Genomic DNA, 16,775 nt, shown 5'->3' on the forward strand with positions numbered 1-16,775 from the left:
GGGCTGTCCGGATACCGAAGTCGGTGTGATCTCCTCCTTTGGTTGACGGTAGGTTCCCGGGCATGAGTCAGCTCGCAGTCACCGTCATCGGCCCGGACCGCCCGGGCATCATCGCGGACGTCACCGAGGCCCTCGCCGGGACCGGAGTCAACCTCGAAGACTCCACGATGACGCTCCTGCGCGGTCACTTCGCGATGATGATCGTCTGCTCCGGTTCACTCGACGAGGTCAAGGCAGCCGTCGAGCCACTCCGCGGCGACCTGGTCATCACGGTCCGCGCGATGGGCCCGGAGAACGAGCACGCGGCGATCGGACCGTCGTACCTGCTGAGCGTCCACGGCGCCGACCGCCCTGGCATCGTCGCCGCGGTCACCCGGATGCTCGCCGCCGCCGGCGGCACCATCACCGACCTCGCCACCCGGCTGAGCGGCGATCTCTACGTCCTGACCGCCGAGGTCGAGCTGCCGCTCACCGCCGACCTCGAAACCCTCGACCGCGCCCTGGAGATCGCCGCCGAAGAGCTCGGCGTCGGCGTCTCCCTCAGCCCGGCGGAGAGCGACGACCTGTGAGCGTCGCCCACCTCAACCAGACCCTCGCCAGCTGGAGCCCCGCCCAACTAGGCCTCGTCGGCGACGTCCTCGAGGTCGTCCGCGCCCCCAACCCGGTCCTCGCCACCCAGGGCCTGGCCGTCGACCCCCTCGACCCGGTGATGGTCGCCCTGGCCGCCGACCTCGTCGCCACCATGCGCGTCTCCCCCGGCTGCGTCGGCCTGGCCGCCCCCCAGGTCGGCATCTCCGCCCAGATGTTCTCCCTCGACGTCACCGGCCACCCCAAGAGCCGCACCTGCCACGGCGTCTTCGTCCTCTGCAACGCCGTCATCGTCGAAGCCTCCCGCCAGGAGAAGGCCCGCGAAGGCTGCATGTCCGTCCCCGACTTCACCGGCGACGTCAAACGCGCCACCCGCCTGACCGTCACCGGCGTCCTCCCCGGTACGACGGACCAGGTCACCATCACCACCGACGCCTTCGAAGCCCGCGCCCTCCAGCACGAGATCGACCACTGCACCGGCAAACTCTTCCTCGACCGAGTCGCCGGAGCCCACGCCGTACACCCCCGCAAGGTCTACAAATAACGTACCCTCGACCCGCGCCCGGGTGGCGGAACGGCAGACGCAGCGAGCTTAAACCTCGCAGCCGAAAGGCGTACGGGTTCGAATCCCGTCCCGGGCACTGGTAATCCCCCGCGTGCTCCGCGCCCGCTACTTCGTCGCTCCGCTCCTCAACGCACCCGCTCCGCGCGCAGCCCGCCCACCCCGGCTCTGCGCCGTACCTTCCCTGCGCGCTACCGCCCGCGCCACGCGCTACCGCGCGACCGACCCGCGGTGGCCGGCCGCCGCCGTACGGCTCAGGACGTCGCCATGACCGCGTGGTCGTCAGCCAGGCCGTCACCGAGAGATGTGATGCCAGCGGGATCCAGCGCCAGAGTGCCCGGCACTATCGGAGTGAGCAGATCTGGCACCGCCATTTCACTACGCGTGGACGGCGGGTGAGGCGCCACTTCGAGCCGGCCGGGTGAGGCCGCTGAAGTGGCGCGCCGCTGTCAGCGCTTTCTGGCGTTGTGATTGTTGTAGAGGCCGAAGAGAAGAGTTCCGAGCCCAGCGCCCATCAAGGGAAAGGCGATTGCCGAGGGCACCACGCCTGCCACCAACAGAACCAGTGCGACGGTGATGGTGGCTACGCCGAGGACCAGCGGCATGCGGCTCGAATTGGGACTATTCGCCATTGTTTTCCTTAGCATCAGTCTGTCGGCCAGTCTGGCCCGTCGTCCGTCTTGGCCGGTCCAGTTGACGGTCGTTGCGTCGTGAAGCGAAGGCCTCCTAGGCAGCCGGTGCGCACGATCTCAGGCGGCTCTTCGACGCTTCGCGGCCTCAGCGTTCAGCAGGTCTGCAAGGTCCGCTACATCGTCGATGTGGTCGCGAGTGATCACCACGTAGCCACCTTGACTGGAGATGACTTTGACATCTGCATCCGACCGTCCCAGCCCACGCCAGACTGAAGCGGGTCGGGACGCGATGCTCTGGATGTCACGCCACTCGACCAACCGGTCGCCGGATCGCACTCCGGCCGAGTCGATCTGCACCGGCCGCAATGTCGCCAACTGCACTGCGGCCCACACCGCCTGAAGTGCGGACGCCGCCAAAGCGAGGACGGCGACAACCAGGAAGTAGGTTCGCTGTCCCCCGTCGAAACGGCCGGATGATGCGAGCAGGCCAATGAACACAAGGGCAGCGACCAAGAACCCAACCAGTCTGACACCCCAACGGCGGCGCCGTACCGGGAACTTCAGCGCTTCCCCCGCAGCCAACTGCCCTGCCCAGACATGATCTACAACCACGATCCCTCACCTTGTCGTCTGGATACTAAGACCGGACCCAATGATCCCTCCGGTACGCCACCAATAACTGTGACGCTCCAGATCACGTCTCGGGCACGGCCGCCGTACTCGACTGGGTTTGCAGGAAGTGGGCGAGGTGGTGGGTGAAGGCTTCTGGGGTTTCGGTGTGGAGGTCGTGGCCGGCGTCTAGTTCTGTCAGGTGGGACTGAGGTAGTTCGGCGGTCATGGCTTCGACCTGGGTGCGGTTGATGTGGCTTTGGGTGCCTCGGAGGATCAGGACCGGGCAGGTGATGAAGCGTAGGCCGGGGAGCCAGGCGGGGTCTGGGTGGTTGCGGTGGTGGCTGAACGGGGCCTGGATGTTCCAGTCGTAGGTGAGGTCTCGGTCGGGGCGTTGGCCTTCGTCGCGCGGCGGGTCGGCGGGGAGCGGGGGCGGGGGCTCTTCGAGCAAGAGGGCTCGGACTTGGTCGGGGCGGCGCTCGGCGAGGAGGTAGGTGATCATGGCGCCCATCGAGTGGGCGACGATGACGGCGGGGGCGAGGTTCAGGCGGTCGATGAGGGCCTCGAGGTCGGCGACCATGTCAGTCAGGTCGTACGACGAGGGTCGGGGGCTGTCGCCGTGGCCGCGGAGGTCCGGGGCGATCACTCGCCAGGTCGGCGCGTAGGCGTCCATCCATGGCTTCCAGATGAGCGACGAGTCGCCCAAGCCGTGGACGAAGATCAGGGCGGGCGCATCCTGCGGTCCTGCCTCGATGAAGTTCAGTTCGACTGGGGTACCAGGCGTCATTCACTCGCTCCTGAGATCTCTCGGATAGCCGAAGTGCTCATTCTGTCCGTGGAGGAGTTCAACGATGGGGCGGACCGCCAGCACTCACCAAGGGCGAGCACCGAGGGGCGGCCACGCTCAGGTCGACTCGGTAACAGCAGCGCAGGCGAGGTTAGTGAGTGGGGGCGGTCCGCATCACCACGTCACCCGGCCGGCCGGGCATGATGGGCCGATGGGTATCCACGGTGAATTGGTGGGTTCGGACGGCCGGGCGATGCGGCTTCCGGATCCGGCCGGTGGGACGTTCGATGCTGCCGGTGACTTCGACGAACTGCTGCCGGCCGATCCCGCCGGGTACCCGCTGCTCAGCCGAGTCGATTCGTTCGGCGAGACGGTGTTCGTGCCGGCTGACATGGACGAGCTACTGCGGGAGATCGATCGGCTGCTCCCGACGTCGCATCCTGGCCCGCAGCGTCGGGGGCTCCTCCGCCTCCGGGCGCTGGCAGCGCGATGCGAGCGGAGCCCCGGCAGCATCATCCGCTTCGTTGGCGACTAAGAGTCGCGGATGCCCACGCGGGGGTTAGGGGCAGAAGGCTTTGTTGAAGAAGGCATCTACGGCGGGGTCGGGGTTGGTGGTGAAGGTGGGGGTGACGAAGAGGGTGGCTCGGCGGTGGAGGTCTTCGGTGGCGTAGGACCAGGCTTGGTGGGTGAGGGCGTCGCCGTCGTTGCCGTAGATGGTGGTGCCGCAGGTGGTGGTTTTCCAGGCGAGGCCTAGGCCGTAGTGGCCGTTCTTGGTTCCTGGGGTCTTCATTTGGTGGAGGAGGGTGGGCGGGAGGAGGTGGCCGCCCAGGAGGGCGGTCAGGAAGCGGTCGAGGTCTTTGGTGGAGGAGATCATCTCGCCGGCGGCGCCGAAGAGGGATGGGTTCAGGGTGGTGAAGTCGAGGAGTTGGCCGTCGGGGGACGGGACGTAGCCGTGGGCGTGGGGGCCGGGGATCCGGGGGTTGGTGCCGGGGACGCTGGTGTCGTGGAGGTGGAGCGGGCGGATGAGGCGGTGCTCGATCTCAAACGCGTAGGTGTGGCCGGTGATCTTTTCGACGATCTTGGCCAGCACGAGGTAGTTCGTGTTCGAGTATTTGTATTCGAGGCCAGGCTTGGATGTCGGCGGGTTGGCGAGGGCGCGCTGGATGAGTTCGTCGTTGGTCCACGTGCGGTAGCGGTTGGCGTAGAACTCGGGCTGGGGTGGGCGCGGCAGGGTGTAGAGGACGTCGTACAGGCCGCTGGTGTGGTTCATCAGCTGACGCACCGTGGCGCCGTTGGTCGGCAGACCGGGCAGCCAGCGCGCGACCGGATCGTCGAGCCGGAGGCGCTTCTCGGCGACGAGTTGGAGCGTCACCGTCGCCAGGAAGGTCTTGGTGATGCTGCCGATCCGGAACTGCCCGGTCAACGGCACCGGCCGCGGCGAACCCAGCTCGGCGACACCGCTCCGCCCGCGCCAGACCGCAGCGCCGTCATGCACCTCCGCTTGGGCACCGACGGCGGCCGCGCTGACCACGTCGTCCAGCCCGCGTTGCAGCCCGTACGGCGTTGCCTGGGCTCGCAATGGCAAGGCCAGTAAGGCGATCACGGCCACTCCGATCACTCCCACACGTCTTCTCATTCCTCTACCTTGGTCCGCCGGAAAGCAAAGGGCACCCGGGATCGCCCCGAGTTCTCCCCCGGCCTTTATTCGGTTGACATGGGTGACCGCGGTCGAGGACGGTGGCCATTCACCGATCAAGGAGTGGATCACCCCATGCGCCAACTCGTGAGCTCGTTGCCCTACACCGACTGCTCACGAGGACACGCATGGACCGAACTCCCGTACTTCCCCGCCACTGGCTGAACCTTGGCGTGCTGGCACATGTCGACGCCGGCAAGACGAGCCTGACCGAGGCGCTGCTGCAACTCGGTGGCGCTGTCGCGCAGCGCGGCCGGGTCGACGACGGTACGACGCAGACCGACAGCCTGGCGATGGAACGCCGTCGCGGGATCACCATCCGCGCGGCCGTCGCGACCTTCTACGCCGCGGATGTGGGCGTCAACATCGTCGATACCCCGGGCCACCCTGACTTCATCGCCGAGGTGGACCGGTCGTTGTCCGTGCTCGACGGTGCCGTGCTGGTGGTCTCGGCGGTCGAAGGTATTCAGGCGCAGACGATCGTGCTGCACCGCGCGTTGCGCCGCCTGAAGGTGCCGACGATCTTCTTCGTCAACAAGGTCGACCGGTCCGGCGCGGATCCCGCCCGGACGATCCGGCAGATCCAGCGGCATCTCACCGAATCCGTTGTCACGTTGAGCGCAGTACACAACCCCGGTACGGCGAACGCCCGCGTGGAGGCGGTCGGGCCGGAAGCGCTGTGTGCGGAGCTCGCGGGTTACGACGATGCGCTGCTGAGAGATTGGGTCGACCACGGAGTCCCCTCGGCTGAGCGGCTCTGGGAGAGCCTCCGATCGACCAAGCAGGTCTCGGCCGTCCTAGCCGGGTCGGCGCGGACAGCCGCCGGTGTCGAGCAACTGATCGACGCAACGCTCCGTCTGTTCCCGACCTCGAGCGGCGACCACACCGGCCAAACCTCCGGGCAGGTCTTCAAGATCGAACGGTCGAGCAAACGGGCCCGCGTCTGCTCGATCCGCCTCCGCACCGGCACCCTCGCCGTACGGGACCATGTGGCGCAAGGCGTTGTGACTGCGCTGCAGATCCAGCAACCCGGTGGTGCGGTCGCCGGCACGCGAGCGACCGCGGGGCAGATCGTCCAGGTCGAGGGGCTCGATCAGGCCCAGATCGGCGACTGGATCGGTACCCGGCCGACCGACGTACCGGCTCCGAACTTCCTGCCGCCCGCACTGCAGTCCACCATCACGGCCGTTGATCCTGGGCAACAGAACGACCTGCACAAGGCACTGACGGAGCTCGCCGACATCGACCCGCTGATCACGTTGCGGGTTCGGCAGGACGAGCTGCACGTGAGCCTGTACGGGAAGGTGCAGCAGGAGGTGATCGCCGAAACGCTCGCCACCGAGTACGGCATCGAGGTGGTGCTCGGTCAACCGTCCGTGATCTGCGTCGAGCGCCCAGCCGGACAGGGGTACGCCGTACTGCGGTATGGCAGTCCCGAGCAGCAATACCCGTACACGCTCGGCGTCACGGTCGAACCGGCCGCGCCCGGCAGCGGCACAGAGCTGGTAATCGCCGCCGAGCACGGGAGTCTTCCGCTGCATGTCTACGGGACGATCGAGGGATTCCGCGAGGCGGTGTTCAGGTATCTCGACGAGCCCCTGGCTTCCGGGCCGAACGGCTGGCAGGTCACCGACATCAAGATCACTGTTGTCGAGAGCGGCTACCCACCGGCCGCGCCGCATCCCGCTCACGTCCGCTACACCACGGCGCTGGTCGTCAAGGAGGCTGTGGAGAACGCCGGAACCACAGTCTGCGAACCCATCGACCGGGTCAGCGTCGAGTTTCCCAGCGAGACGATGCCGGAGGTGCTGAAGGTCCTCAGCCGGTACGGCGCTATCTCGGAGACGACCACGCTGTCGAGTGAGCTCGCCGTCGTCCGGGGTGCCGTGCGGACCGGGTCGATCGATGCCCTACGCAACGAACTGACGAGCGCTGCGCACGGCCTCGCGGTCCTGGACGCCCGGCTCGACCACTACGCGCCGATCAGACGTCAGCCAGTTCGCGGGCGCGGGTGAGGACGGCGTCGGTCATGGCTTCGGTGAGCCGGCCGGTGAAGGTGTTCTGCTGGCTGGGGTGGAAGCAGCCGATGACGGTCACGCCGTCGATCTGATGCTCGATGGCGTGACCGAACTTAGGACGAGGCTTCGGTACGGCGGCGCCCAGCGAAGCGAGTCCGGCCAGCAGCGCGTCGTACCCGAACTTGCCCAGGCAGATGATCACCCGCGTCGTCGGCAGCACCAGCTCGAGTTCGCGGCGGAACCATGGGGCGCAGGTGTCGCGCTCGACCGGCGTGGGTTTGTTGGCGGGCGGGGCGCAGCGGACGGCCGCGATCATCCGGGTCGCGTGCAACTGCAGGCCATCCCCGGCGTGGAGCGAAGTGGGCTGATTGGCGAGCCCGACCCGATGCAGCGCCGCGAACAACCAGTCGCCGGACCGGTCGCCGGTGAAGACGCGACCGGTGCGGTTCCCGCCGTTCGCGGCAGGCGCCAATCCTGCAATGAGAATCCGCGGCTCCGCAGCTCCCCAACCGGGAATCGGGCGACCCCAGTACGGCTGGTCCGCGAACGACGCACGCTTGCTGTGGGCAACATCTTCTCGCCACTCCACCAACCGCTCACACGCCCGGCACACCGAGACCCGCGCCTCGATCTCCGCCAAGCCTCCGACAGCCAGCTCCACGACCTCATCCGCCGACCGCGCAACCGCCGTACCGGGCTCTGCCGGATCCTCCGGCCAACCAGTCCCCGGCGGTACCGGACTCTCGAACAGCTCCCCGGTCAACGGATGCGGCAGCTTCATAACGACAGACTAGTCAGCTGATCCCCGGGGAGGCGCGGCCTGCAGGTGTTAGCCGACGAGTTCGGGCTGGGCGACGACCGTCGTACGGCGGGCAGTCGGGATCGCCAGCGCCAGTACGACGGCGGCGGCGGAGAAGGCCGAGAGCAGGATGAAGGTGTCGGTGAACCCGGCTTCCGCGGGGAGGCCGCTCGGTTGGAGGTGGCCGGTGATGATGGAGCTGGCCAGCGCCGTACCGATGGAGCCGCCGATGGTCCGGATGTTGGCGTTCATGCCGGTGGCGGCGCCAGTGTGTTCTCGCGGGACGCTCTGGACGATGAGGCTGGTCATCGAGGCGTAGGCGAGGCCCAGGCCGATACCGAAGATGGCGGTCGAGATGGCGACCTGCCAGGGCTGGTCGTGGAACTCGGCGAACATCAACGACGCGACCAGGCTCAGCGCGGAACCGCTGATGACCTGCAGTTTCACCGGGAAGTACGGCGCCAGGTGCCCGCTCAGCGAGCCAGTAACGGCCATCGTCACCAGCATCGGGAGCATCAGCAGGCCGGCCTCCGACACGGTCGACCCGAAGCCGAAGCCCGCCGCGGTCGGGATCTGCAGGAACTGCGGCACGAAGGCGTAGACCGCGAACATCGCGGCGCCGAAGAGCAGCGCGACGAGGTTCGTCGTCCAGACCGCCGGCAGCCGCATCATGCGCATGTCGATCAGAGGGTTCTTCGACCGCAGCTCCACGGTCACCCAGGCAGCAGCCAGTACGACGGCCGCCGCGAACAGCCCGATGGTCCGGAACGAACCCCAGCCCCACGAGCGTCCACTGCTCAGCGGGAGCAGGAGCGCGATCAGCCAGCTCGACAGCAGTACGGCGGCCAGCCAGTCGATGCGTCCGGCCGAGCGATGCGGTGAGGCCGGGATGAAACGCCGTACCAGCACGATGGCGACGATCAGAACGGCGAACGGGAGCCAGAAGAGCCAGCGCCAGCCGAGGTTCTCGACGATCGGACCGGCGAGCACGATGCCGAGCCCACCGCCGGCCGCGATGATCGCCGAGACGACGCCGACGGTCGCGGGGACGCGTTCGGCCGGGAACTCGTCCCGGATGATGCCGAACGAGAGCGGGAAGACGACGCCACCGACGCCCTGGATGACGCGGGCGATGATCAGTACGCCGATGGTCGGCGCGAGGGCGGCGAGCAGACAGCCGAGCGCGAGGGCGATCAGCCCGATCAGGAGCGTGCGGTCCTTGCCGTACATGTCGCCGACGCGGCCGAGCAGCGGCGTGGAGACCGAGACCGACAGCAGCAGGGCGGTGAACACCCAGGTGACGGTCGCCGGGGTGGTGTGCAGATCGTGCTGGATCACCGGCAGCGCGGGGCTGACCAGTGACTGCAGCATCGAGAACGCGGCCACGACGGTGGCGAGCACCGCGAGCGTGAGCCGCGAGGAGTTTCCAGGCATGCCAAAGTCCTTCGAAAGAAGTGTGGAGTTTCTCGGCCTGGTAAAGTCGAGGTATACCTCCACTATAGCGGAGGCCTACCTCCGGTATCAAGATGAGAAGGTGACCCCATGGCGACGGACACGACCAGACCCGCCCTCCGGGTCGACCTCAAGCGGCCGCAGCGCGCGGACGCCCGGCGGAACTTCGACGCCCTGCTCACCGCCGCCCGCGAGGCGTTCGCGACCCGCGGCGTCGAGGCGTCACTCGAGGAGATCGCCCGCCAGGCCGGGGTCGGCATCGGCACGCTCTACCGGAACTTCCCGACCCGCCAGGACCTGCTGAGCGCGGTCTACTTCGGCGAGATCGAGGAGCTCTGCATCGCGGCCGAAGACGTCGCGGACCTGCCGCCGTGGGAGGCGCTCACGACCTGGCTGCAGCGCTTCGTCGCCTACGTCGCGACCAAGCGCGCGATCTGGGAGTCGCTCAACCGCGACACCGACAGCTTCCGCGAGGCCCGCACGGCGATGTACGCGGCCGGCACCCCGCTGTTCGAGCGCGCCCAAGCCGCCGGCGAGGCGCGGACCGACGTGTCCTTCGACGACATGCTCCGGATGGTCAGCGGCCTCACCGGCGCCGGTTTCGTCGACGACGCCCAGCGCGACCGCGTCCTCCAGATCGCCCTCGACGGCGTCCGCGCCCGCTGACTTACAGCAGGGAGAGCGCGACTCCATCGAGGATGTCGTGCTCGGAGACGATCACCTCGCCGACCGCCATCCGGTCGTAGAGGCGCTGCAGGATCAGCGCGCCCGCTCCGATCACATCCACCCGCCCGGGGTGGATCGCCGGGTTCTGGATGCGCTCCGCCTTGGTCGAGCGGGTCAGCCAGTACGTCGTCTCGCGCAACTGCGGTCCCGAGATCCGGGCGTGGTGGATCTTCGCGGAGTCGTACTCGACCAGCTTCCCGACCACCGCAGCAACCGTGGTGACCGTCCCCGCCACCCCGATCAGCGCCCGCGCCGCGGTGACCGGCACGGTCGTCGTATCCAGCAGCGCGTCGATGTCCTTGGCCGCGGCCGCCAGCTCAGCAGCCGTCGACGGATCAGCCTTGATGTGCCGCTCGGTCATCCGCACCGAGCCGACATCCAGCGACTGCGCCGCGAGCACTCCCGACGCGTCCCCGAGAATCAGCTCGGTCGACCCACCGCCGATGTCCGCGACCAGATAAGGACCCGGTACGGCGAGCGCTCCGAGCCCGCCCGTGGCTCCCCGGAAACTGAGCGAGGCCTCTTCCGCACCGGAGATGATCTCCGGCTGGACCCCGAGACGCGCAGCGATCCCGGCGAAGAACTCGTCCCGATTGCTCACGTCCCGTGCCGCCGACGTCGCCACGAAGCGAGTCCGGACCACGCCGGCCGTGCGGATCACTTCGGCGTACTCGTCGGCAGCCTTGAAGACCCGCTCCAACGCCTCCGGAGCGAACCGTCCGGTCGCGTCCACGCCCTGCCCGAGGCGGACGATCTGCATCCGCCGGTCGAGCTGCTGCAGCCCGCCATCAGCGCCGCTGGAAGCGATCAGCAGCCGGATCGAGTTCGTGCCGCAGTCGATCGCCGCAACTCGCTCAGACACAGGGCCCCCGGCGACCCCAGTCCTCCAACGCATCAAGCGTCTCGTCGCCGAGCGGGTTCACTCCGCGCCCAGCCGCCAGCGAGTGGCCGGCCAGGACGTGCAGGCATTTCACCCGGGTCGGCATCCCACCCGCGCTGATCCCGTCGATCTCGTCGACGTGCTGGATCGACTCCCGGTGCGCGAGATACGACTCGTGCGCGGCCCGGTACGCCTTGGCCAGCTCAGGATCCTCACCGAGCCGGTCGGTCATCTCCTTCATCACGCCGTCGGCCTCGAGCGTGCCGATCGCCGAGGCCAGCCGCGGGCACGTCACGTAGTACGTCGTCGGGAACGGCGTACCGTCCGGCAACCGGGGCTCGGTCTCGACCACGTCCGGCAGGCCGCAGCTGCAGCGGTGCGCGATGGACCGGATACCGCGGGCGGTCCGGCCGAGCTGCTTGCCGACGGCCTCGATGTCGTCGGGGCTGACGCTCAACGGATCACCTTTCGGGCGAGGGGGTCAGGATCGGTTTCGGCGTCGGTGCCGTCGGCCGCTTCGTCGGTGCCGCCGGTGGCTTCCCGGCGCCCTCGACACTCCCCCACAACTTCGTGTACCAAACCGGCTTCGGAGCCTCGTCGCCCGGCTCCACCGGGGCGCCCGGCTCGGGCGGCGCACCGAGCGGCTTGCCGTCGGCACCGATCACCCGGTAGCCGACCTCGCCCGGCATCACCCAGCCGAGCCGCTGCCGAGCCTGCGCCTTGACGAACGCGTCGTCGTTCCAGCGGTCGATCTCGTTCTGCAGTTCCTTGACCCGCTTCTCGCGGTCGTGGATCTCCTGGTTCAGCGCGGTGATCTGCTGGTGCTGGTCGAACCACACCCGCAGGCTCTGCGCGTACGACACGATCAGCGCACCGAGCACGAGCAGTACGACGGCCGCCCGGCCGGTGAGGTTACGAGAACCCCGCGTGCGGACCGGGCCGGCCCCGGCCGACACCGCCGGCCGGCGCTTCGGCTGGTCACCCCGGCGGGCCGGTGGACGCGTCTGGGTACGGCTGGACGGCCGTGATCCTGGACGTGCACCGGATTCCCGTCGGGACGACATGTCTCAGCTCCTACGTCAGCCCTGGTAACGAGGGAAGGCCGAGCGACCGGCGTACACGGCCGCGTCGTCGAGCTCCTCCTCGATCCGGAGCAGCTGGTTGTACTTCGCCGTACGGTCGGACCGGGCCGGGGCGCCGGACTTGATCTGGCCGCAGTTGGTCGCGACCGCGAGGTCGGCGATCGTGGTGTCCTCGGTCTCGCCCGAGCGGTGGCTCATCATGCAGGTGAAGCCGTTGCGGTGGGCCAGGTCGACCGCGTCCAGGGTCTCGGTCAGCGAGCCGATCTGGTTCACCTTCACCAGCAGGCTGTTGGCGGACTTCTCGTTGATGCCGCGCTGCAGCCGCTCGACGTTGGTGACGAACAGGTCGTCACCGACCAGCTGGGTCTTGCTGCCGAGCTCGGCGGTGATGGCCTTCCAGCCGTCCCAGTCCTCCTCGTTCAGCGGGTCCTCGATCGACACGATCGGGTACGACGCCACCAGGTCGGCGTAGTAGGCGATCATCTCGTCGGCCGACTTCTTGCCGCCCTCGAAGGCGTAGACGCCGTCGGTGTGGAACTCGCTGGCCGCGACATCCATCGCCAGCGCGATGTCTGTGCCGAGCTTCAGGCCGGTCTTCTCGACCGCGACCGCGATCAGGTCGAGCGCCTCGCGGTTGCTGGCCAGGTTCGGCGCGAAGCCGCCCTCGTCGCCCAGCCCGGTGGACAGGCCGCGCTCCTTCAGGACCGCCTTCAGCGCGTGGTAGACGGTCGCACCCTGCATCAGGGCCTCGCCGTAGGTGGAGGCGCCGATCGGCGCGATCATGAACTCCTGCACGTCGACGTTGCTGTCCGCGTGCGCGCCGCCGTTCAGGATGTTCATCATCGGAACGGGCAGGACGTGCGCGTTCGGGCCGCCGACGTAGCGGAACAGCGGGAGGCCGGAGCTGTCCGCGGCCGCCTTCGCGACCGCCAGGCTGACGCCGAGGATGGCGTTCGCGCCCAGCTTGGCCTTGTTCGGGGTGCCGTCGAGGTCGAGCAGCGCGTGGTCGATCAGCCGCTGCTCGTGGACGTCGTACCCGACGATCTCCTTGTCGATGTCCTCGAGGATGGCCGTGACGGCCTTCAGGACACCCTTGCCGCCGTACCGGGCCTTGTCGCCGTCGCGGAGCTCGACGGCCTCGAACTGTCCGGTGGAGGCACCCGACGGCACAGCGGCCCGGGCAACGGTGTCGTCGTCGAGGAGAACCTCGACCTCGACAGTGGGGTTGCCGCGCGAGTCGAGAATCTCGCGGGCGCCGACGGCCTCGATGGTGGCCACAATTGACTCCCAGGTTTCGATGACGAATCGGCTCCGAGCCTATCGGTGAGACCACCGAGCAGGGTGGACCGCGTCCACGATCGCATCCGGTGGGACCTCCCGAACCAGCAACACCCCGTTGGGCGCCCGATACACAGCCAAATTAACGGGATTCACACCTAGGAGCACATCCGCCCGCGGCCGGTGGCTGTGATCGGCCGCCAGATGGACGTGCGTCCGCCGCCCGGGCTTGAGTCCCTCACGCTGAATCAACGGAACGACACCCTGCGTAGTTCCGTGCCAGAGGAGATCAGTGGGGTGGACCCGTTCCCAACTGTTCTCCAAAGCTTCACGGGTGACCGGCATTCCGGCGAGCGAATGCCCCTGACACGCCCGGATCCGCTGTCCGTCCACCTGCAGTCGCTGCTTGTCGTTCTCCTCGACCGCTCTGTCGAGTCGCGCCCGGTCGAGCTTGAGGAGCTTCAGTACATCGGCGATCGCGGCCCAGCCGTCAGCACTCATCGCGAGCCCGCGCTCCCCCGCCGTGTGCCGGAGCAGCTTCGACAACGCTCGACTGTCGGTGCTCACAGCATCAGCTTCTTGAGCTCGGCACCACGATCGCCGCGGGTGATCACGTAGTACCGGATCGGTGGCAGGTCCTTGACCGGGATCTTCCGTACGGCGCTCGTCGTGCGCACCGAACCGTTGACGACCGCCGGACCGATCCCAAGCTTCACGAAGTGGACCAGCAACTCCCACCCCTCCGCCTCGACCGCAACTGACCACCGCACGCCCTGGTCCAGCAACGCTCGCTCCAACTGCTCGCGATGCGGCCGGCCTTTCGGCGGTACGACGAGTGTCTCGTCCTGCAGGTCCTTGAGCCGGACGGTACGGCGTTTGGCCAGCCGGTGATCGGACCGGGTGATGAGTGTCTGCGGATACTGACCCAGCAGTTCACAGTCGAGGTCATCCGGTGGGATTCCGAGCGCGGTCACGCCGATGTCCGCCGTACCGTCTCTTAATGCCTCCAGTGTGCGCGACGCATCGCCGGTGAGCAGGCGGAGCTCGCGGCCCTTGCCGACGTACCGACGGATGGGTTCGCCCAGCAGATAGAGGTAGGCGCCGGAGCCGGCGATCAACACGGTCGGCCTCGGCGGCGCGGCACCCAGGGTGCGGAGGAAGTCCGTCGCGCGGTCCGCCTCTTCGTTGGCGAACAGCGCGAGGCGCTCGCCCGCATCCGTCAGGTGCAACAGGCGACCACGCTTCACATACAGCTCGTGGCCCAGCCGCTCCTGCAGCTTGCGGATCCGGGTGTGCAGAGCGGGCTGACTCACATGCAGCTCCGCGGCAGCCCGCGTGAAGTTCCGGTGCCGCGCGAACGCCGCGAACACCCGCAGATCCTCAGCCACCAGAGTCATCGTGGAGAACTATAGCTCTATCGACATTTACTAGTTCTGCTGAAGTTCTGCAGTGTCGACCCTGGAACCATGAACAAACTAGGAATCGACATCGGCCGGGTGATCATCAACGGCACAACCGGTCCCGGCGACACGTCGTTCTTCGCCGGCGACACCGCGGCGATGCTCCGGACTCCCGCCGTACCGGATGCTTTCGACACGATCGCCCGCCTGGTCCCGCGGTTCGCCGACACCTGGCTCGTCTCCAAGTGCGGCCCGCGGGTCCAGGCCCGATCGATGGAGTGGTTGCGGCACCACGACTTCTTCGCCCGCACCGGCATTGCCGCGGATCACGTCCGCTTCTGCCTACGCCGGCCCGAGAAGGCCTTGCACTGCACGGATCTCGGGCTGACCCATTTCGTCGACGACAAGGCCGACGTGATCGCCGCCGTACGACCGGTCGTGCGGCACGCCTACCTCTTCAAGAACTGGGCCGCCACCGAGGCAGCGATCCTGCAGTCACTGCGGACCGCCACCACTCAGTAAGTGGTGGTTGTGGGCTCGGATGAGGGCACGCTGAGCGTGCGACCCGGGGCGGTGCGAGGGTTGGTGAGTGGGGGCGGTCCGGGTTAGCTGGGGGACTCGGTGGCGCGGATCTGCTCAGTTAGGTGGAGCAGGGTGGTGCGGAGGGCTTGTTCGGCGTCTATGCCTTGGGCGCGGGCTTCGCGGACCAGGGCCAGGAGGTCGGCGCCGATGCGCGACTGGGCGTCCGGGGTGGGCAGCGTGGGGTCCGCGGGGAGGACCTTGGCGGCGCGGCCGAGGATTTTGTCGGCGAGGGCCAGAGCGGGGAGGGCGGTGGGGATGCCTTCGAGGACGGAGGAGCGCTGCTTCTCGGCGGCCTTGATCGACTCCCAGTTGGCTTCGACCGCGGCTGCGTCGGCGGCGTCGACGGTGCCGAAGACGTGGGGGTGGCGGCGGATGAGCTTCTCGACGATGCCGCCGGCGACGTCGTCGATGGTGAAGGTGCCGTCGTCCTCGGCGATGCGGGAGTGGAAGGCGACCTGCAACAGGAGGTCGCCGAGCTCTTCGCGGAGGTGGGTGCGGTCGCCGGTGTCGATCGCCTCAAGGGTCTCGTAGGTCTCCTCGAGCAGGTACTTCGCGAGGCTCTCGTGGGTCTGCTCCTGGTCCCAGGGGCAGTTGCGGCGCAGGCGGTCCATCACGCGCACGAGGTCGATCAGGCGGGCACCAGGGACGTCGTACGAGCCGTGCAGGATCTCGACCTCGTACAGCGGCCGGGGCTCGCGGTTGAGTTCCTCGGCGACGAGCCGGAGCAATCCGGGTTCGCCGTCCTCACCGACCAGCCAGACGACCCGCTGACCGTCCGAGGCGGCGGCGGAGAGCCAGGCCCAGTGTTCACGGACATCGCCGACGACCGTGGTCACGACGAACCCGGAGCCGGCGATCGCCTGCACGTCCGGGCGTACGCGAGCGGGTCCTTCGACCGACGACCCGCCGTCAGCACCGATCAGGTCGGCGGACGACAGGGCCGTCCACGCGACCCGCGTCAGGAGGCCGGGTGCGACCCGGGGGCTGGTCAGGACAACCGTGATCGACCCACCGGGGGCACCGGACATCAGTGAACCTCTTAGCCCTGGGGCTGCTGCTGTTGCTGCTGGGCCTGCTCGGCGGCCTCGCGCTTGGCCTTCGCCTGCGCGGACTCGTCGGACAGCGAGCCGGAGGCCGCGCCGTCGATGGCGCCGTCGGTCCACTTGCCGAACCGCGGCGAGATGTCGACGGTGATGTTCTTCGAGGCGTCCTTGACCACGGCCAGGCCGGCCTGCTGGGCCGCCTGCACCTTCGGGTCGGTCACGCCGGTACCGCCACCGAGCTTGATGGTCGCCACCGCGGTCGCGGCCACCTGGGACAGGAAGTCGCGCGCCACCGGGTCAGCCTCGAACTTCTGGTACGCCGTCGCGTCCCGGACCACGAGCTTCATCGCGGCCGCGATCTCGGCGTCGCTCACCGTCACCGAGCGCTGGTCGCGGACCTCCTTGACCAGAGCGTTGTTGACCAGCTCGCTCAGCGTCACGTTCGTCTCGAACGGCTGTCCGAGCGCGCCGGACACCGCGCGCGAGGTCTTGTCGACGTCGCCGACACTGATCTCGGTGCTCCCGACCACGGCCGCCGCACCCGGGTGGGTCCCAGCCGCACAGCCGCTCGCCAGCAGCACCGTGGCAGCAGCCACACCGAGAGCCTTAAGCGCTCTGCTCACCGAAATCTCCTCGCATCT

The 16,775-nt window shown here is 68.3% G+C and carries 20 protein-coding genes and 1 tRNA gene; 7 read left to right on the forward strand and 14 right to left on the reverse strand.

Annotation, left to right across the window (positions count from 1 at the left end; genetic code table 11):
* Positions 1–62: 62 nt before the first annotated feature.
* The 3 genes from ACIA49_RS18790 to ACIA49_RS18800 all read left to right on the forward strand — a co-directional run bounded on the left by ACIA49_RS18790 (position 63) and on the right by ACIA49_RS18800 (position 1,229).
* A complete protein-coding gene (locus tag ACIA49_RS18790; protein ID WP_391546111.1) occupies positions 63–569 on the forward strand; it encodes a glycine cleavage system protein R in 507 nt (168 codons plus the stop codon).
* On the forward strand, positions 566–1,132 hold the full coding sequence (locus ACIA49_RS18795) for a peptide deformylase (RefSeq protein ID WP_396378463.1): 567 nt from the start codon (positions 566–568) through the stop codon (positions 1,130–1,132). The genes ACIA49_RS18790 and ACIA49_RS18795 overlap by 4 nt, the downstream gene beginning before the upstream one ends.
* A gap of 16 nt (positions 1,133–1,148) precedes the next feature.
* A tRNA-Leu gene (locus ACIA49_RS18800) sits at positions 1,149–1,229 on the forward strand.
* Positions 1,230–1,599: 370 nt separating this feature from the next.
* Here the strand turns inward: ACIA49_RS18800 and ACIA49_RS18805 are convergent.
* The 3 genes from ACIA49_RS18805 to ACIA49_RS18815 all read right to left on the reverse strand — a co-directional run bounded on the left by ACIA49_RS18805 (position 1,600) and on the right by ACIA49_RS18815 (position 3,178).
* Positions 1,600–1,782, reverse strand: coding sequence for a hypothetical protein (locus ACIA49_RS18805; protein ID WP_396378464.1), 183 nt, complete (start codon positions 1,780–1,782; stop codon positions 1,600–1,602).
* A 117-nt stretch (positions 1,783–1,899) separates the two neighbouring features.
* Positions 1,900–2,394 (reverse strand): hypothetical protein, encoded by a 495-nt coding sequence (locus tag ACIA49_RS18810; RefSeq protein ID WP_396378465.1) that lies wholly within the window; start codon positions 2,392–2,394, stop codon positions 1,900–1,902.
* Between the two features lie 82 nt (positions 2,395–2,476).
* Positions 2,477–3,178 (reverse strand): alpha/beta fold hydrolase, encoded by a 702-nt coding sequence (locus tag ACIA49_RS18815; RefSeq protein WP_396378466.1) that lies wholly within the window; start codon positions 3,176–3,178, stop codon positions 2,477–2,479.
* A gap of 211 nt (positions 3,179–3,389) precedes the next feature.
* Between ACIA49_RS18815 and ACIA49_RS18820 the strand changes: the two genes are divergently transcribed.
* Positions 3,390–3,713, forward strand: a complete 324-nt coding sequence (locus tag ACIA49_RS18820; RefSeq protein ID WP_396378467.1) for a hypothetical protein — start codon at positions 3,390–3,392, stop codon at positions 3,711–3,713.
* 24 nt (positions 3,714–3,737) lie between these two features.
* Here the strand turns inward: ACIA49_RS18820 and ACIA49_RS18825 are convergent, their stop codons facing one another.
* Positions 3,738–4,814, reverse strand: coding sequence for a serine hydrolase domain-containing protein (locus ACIA49_RS18825; protein ID WP_396378468.1), 1,077 nt, complete (start codon positions 4,812–4,814; stop codon positions 3,738–3,740).
* 188 nt (positions 4,815–5,002) lie between these two features.
* Between ACIA49_RS18825 and ACIA49_RS18830 the strand changes: the two genes are divergently transcribed.
* Positions 5,003–6,889, forward strand: a complete 1,887-nt coding sequence (locus ACIA49_RS18830; protein WP_396378469.1) for a GTP-binding protein — start codon at positions 5,003–5,005, stop codon at positions 6,887–6,889.
* Here ACIA49_RS18830 and ACIA49_RS18835 read toward each other — a convergent pair.
* Both ACIA49_RS18835 and ACIA49_RS18840 read right to left on the reverse strand, forming a co-directional pair.
* On the reverse strand, positions 6,858–7,673 hold the full coding sequence (locus ACIA49_RS18835) for a uracil-DNA glycosylase (RefSeq protein WP_396378470.1): 816 nt from the start codon (positions 7,671–7,673) through the stop codon (positions 6,858–6,860). The genes ACIA49_RS18830 and ACIA49_RS18835 overlap by 32 nt on opposite strands.
* Before the next feature lie 48 nt (positions 7,674–7,721).
* Positions 7,722–9,125, reverse strand: coding sequence for an MFS transporter (locus tag ACIA49_RS18840; RefSeq protein WP_396378471.1), 1,404 nt, complete (start codon positions 9,123–9,125; stop codon positions 7,722–7,724).
* Between the two features lie 108 nt (positions 9,126–9,233).
* Here ACIA49_RS18840 and ACIA49_RS18845 point away from each other — a divergent pair, with 108 nt between their 5' ends.
* The gene (locus ACIA49_RS18845) at positions 9,234–9,809 is read left to right on the forward strand and encodes a TetR/AcrR family transcriptional regulator (RefSeq protein ID WP_396378472.1); all 576 of its coding nucleotides are present in this window, start codon (positions 9,234–9,236) and stop codon (positions 9,807–9,809) included.
* 1 nt (position 9,810) lies between these two features.
* Here ACIA49_RS18845 and ACIA49_RS18850 read toward each other — a convergent pair whose 3' ends face one another.
* Genes ACIA49_RS18850 through ACIA49_RS18875 form a run of 6 tightly spaced genes read right to left on the reverse strand, consistent with a single transcriptional unit; the run spans position 9,811 to position 14,506 of the window.
* Positions 9,811–10,731 carry an exopolyphosphatase gene (locus ACIA49_RS18850; RefSeq protein ID WP_396378473.1) on the reverse strand — a complete coding sequence of 307 codons (921 nt, stop codon included), beginning with the start codon at positions 10,729–10,731 and terminating at the stop codon, positions 9,811–9,813.
* Entirely contained in the window at positions 10,724–11,206 is a 483-nt protein-coding gene (locus ACIA49_RS18855; protein WP_391546103.1) for a DUF501 domain-containing protein, read from the reverse strand. Before ACIA49_RS18855 ends, ACIA49_RS18850 begins: the two co-directional genes overlap by 8 nt.
* A 4-nt stretch (positions 11,207–11,210) precedes the next feature.
* Positions 11,211–11,813 (reverse strand): septum formation initiator family protein, encoded by a 603-nt coding sequence (locus ACIA49_RS18860; protein WP_396378474.1) that lies wholly within the window; start codon positions 11,811–11,813, stop codon positions 11,211–11,213.
* 15 nt (positions 11,814–11,828) lie between these two features.
* Positions 11,829–13,109 (reverse strand): phosphopyruvate hydratase, encoded by a 1,281-nt coding sequence (eno, locus tag ACIA49_RS18865; protein ID WP_396378475.1) that lies wholly within the window; start codon positions 13,107–13,109, stop codon positions 11,829–11,831.
* Positions 13,110–13,148: 39 nt separating this feature from the next.
* Complete coding sequence (locus ACIA49_RS18870) at positions 13,149–13,676, reverse strand: RNA 2'-phosphotransferase (protein WP_396378476.1); 528 nt, start codon at positions 13,674–13,676, stop codon at positions 13,149–13,151.
* Positions 13,673–14,506, reverse strand: a complete 834-nt coding sequence (locus tag ACIA49_RS18875) for a LysR substrate-binding domain-containing protein (protein WP_396378477.1) — start codon at positions 14,504–14,506, stop codon at positions 13,673–13,675. Before ACIA49_RS18875 ends, ACIA49_RS18870 begins: the two co-directional genes overlap by 4 nt.
* 69 nt (positions 14,507–14,575) lie before the next feature.
* On the opposite strand from ACIA49_RS18875, the gene ACIA49_RS18880 reads away from it, so the two are divergent.
* Entirely contained in the window at positions 14,576–15,031 is a 456-nt protein-coding gene (locus ACIA49_RS18880; protein ID WP_396378478.1) for a hypothetical protein, read from the forward strand.
* An 83-nt stretch (positions 15,032–15,114) separates the two neighbouring features.
* Here ACIA49_RS18880 and ACIA49_RS18885 read toward each other — a convergent pair whose 3' ends face one another.
* The gene (locus tag ACIA49_RS18885; RefSeq protein ID WP_396378479.1) at positions 15,115–16,119 is read right to left on the reverse strand and encodes a MazG family protein; all 1,005 of its coding nucleotides are present in this window, start codon (positions 16,117–16,119) and stop codon (positions 15,115–15,117) included.
* Positions 16,120–16,130: 11 nt separating this feature from the next.
* Entirely contained in the window at positions 16,131–16,757 is a 627-nt protein-coding gene (locus ACIA49_RS18890; RefSeq protein ID WP_396378480.1) for a hypothetical protein, read from the reverse strand.
* Positions 16,758–16,775: the final 18 nt, after the last annotated feature.

The organism is Kribbella sp. NPDC051587, assembly GCF_044453945.1.
In the GTDB taxonomy this organism is placed as follows: Bacteria; Actinomycetota; Actinomycetes; order Propionibacteriales; family Kribbellaceae; genus Kribbella.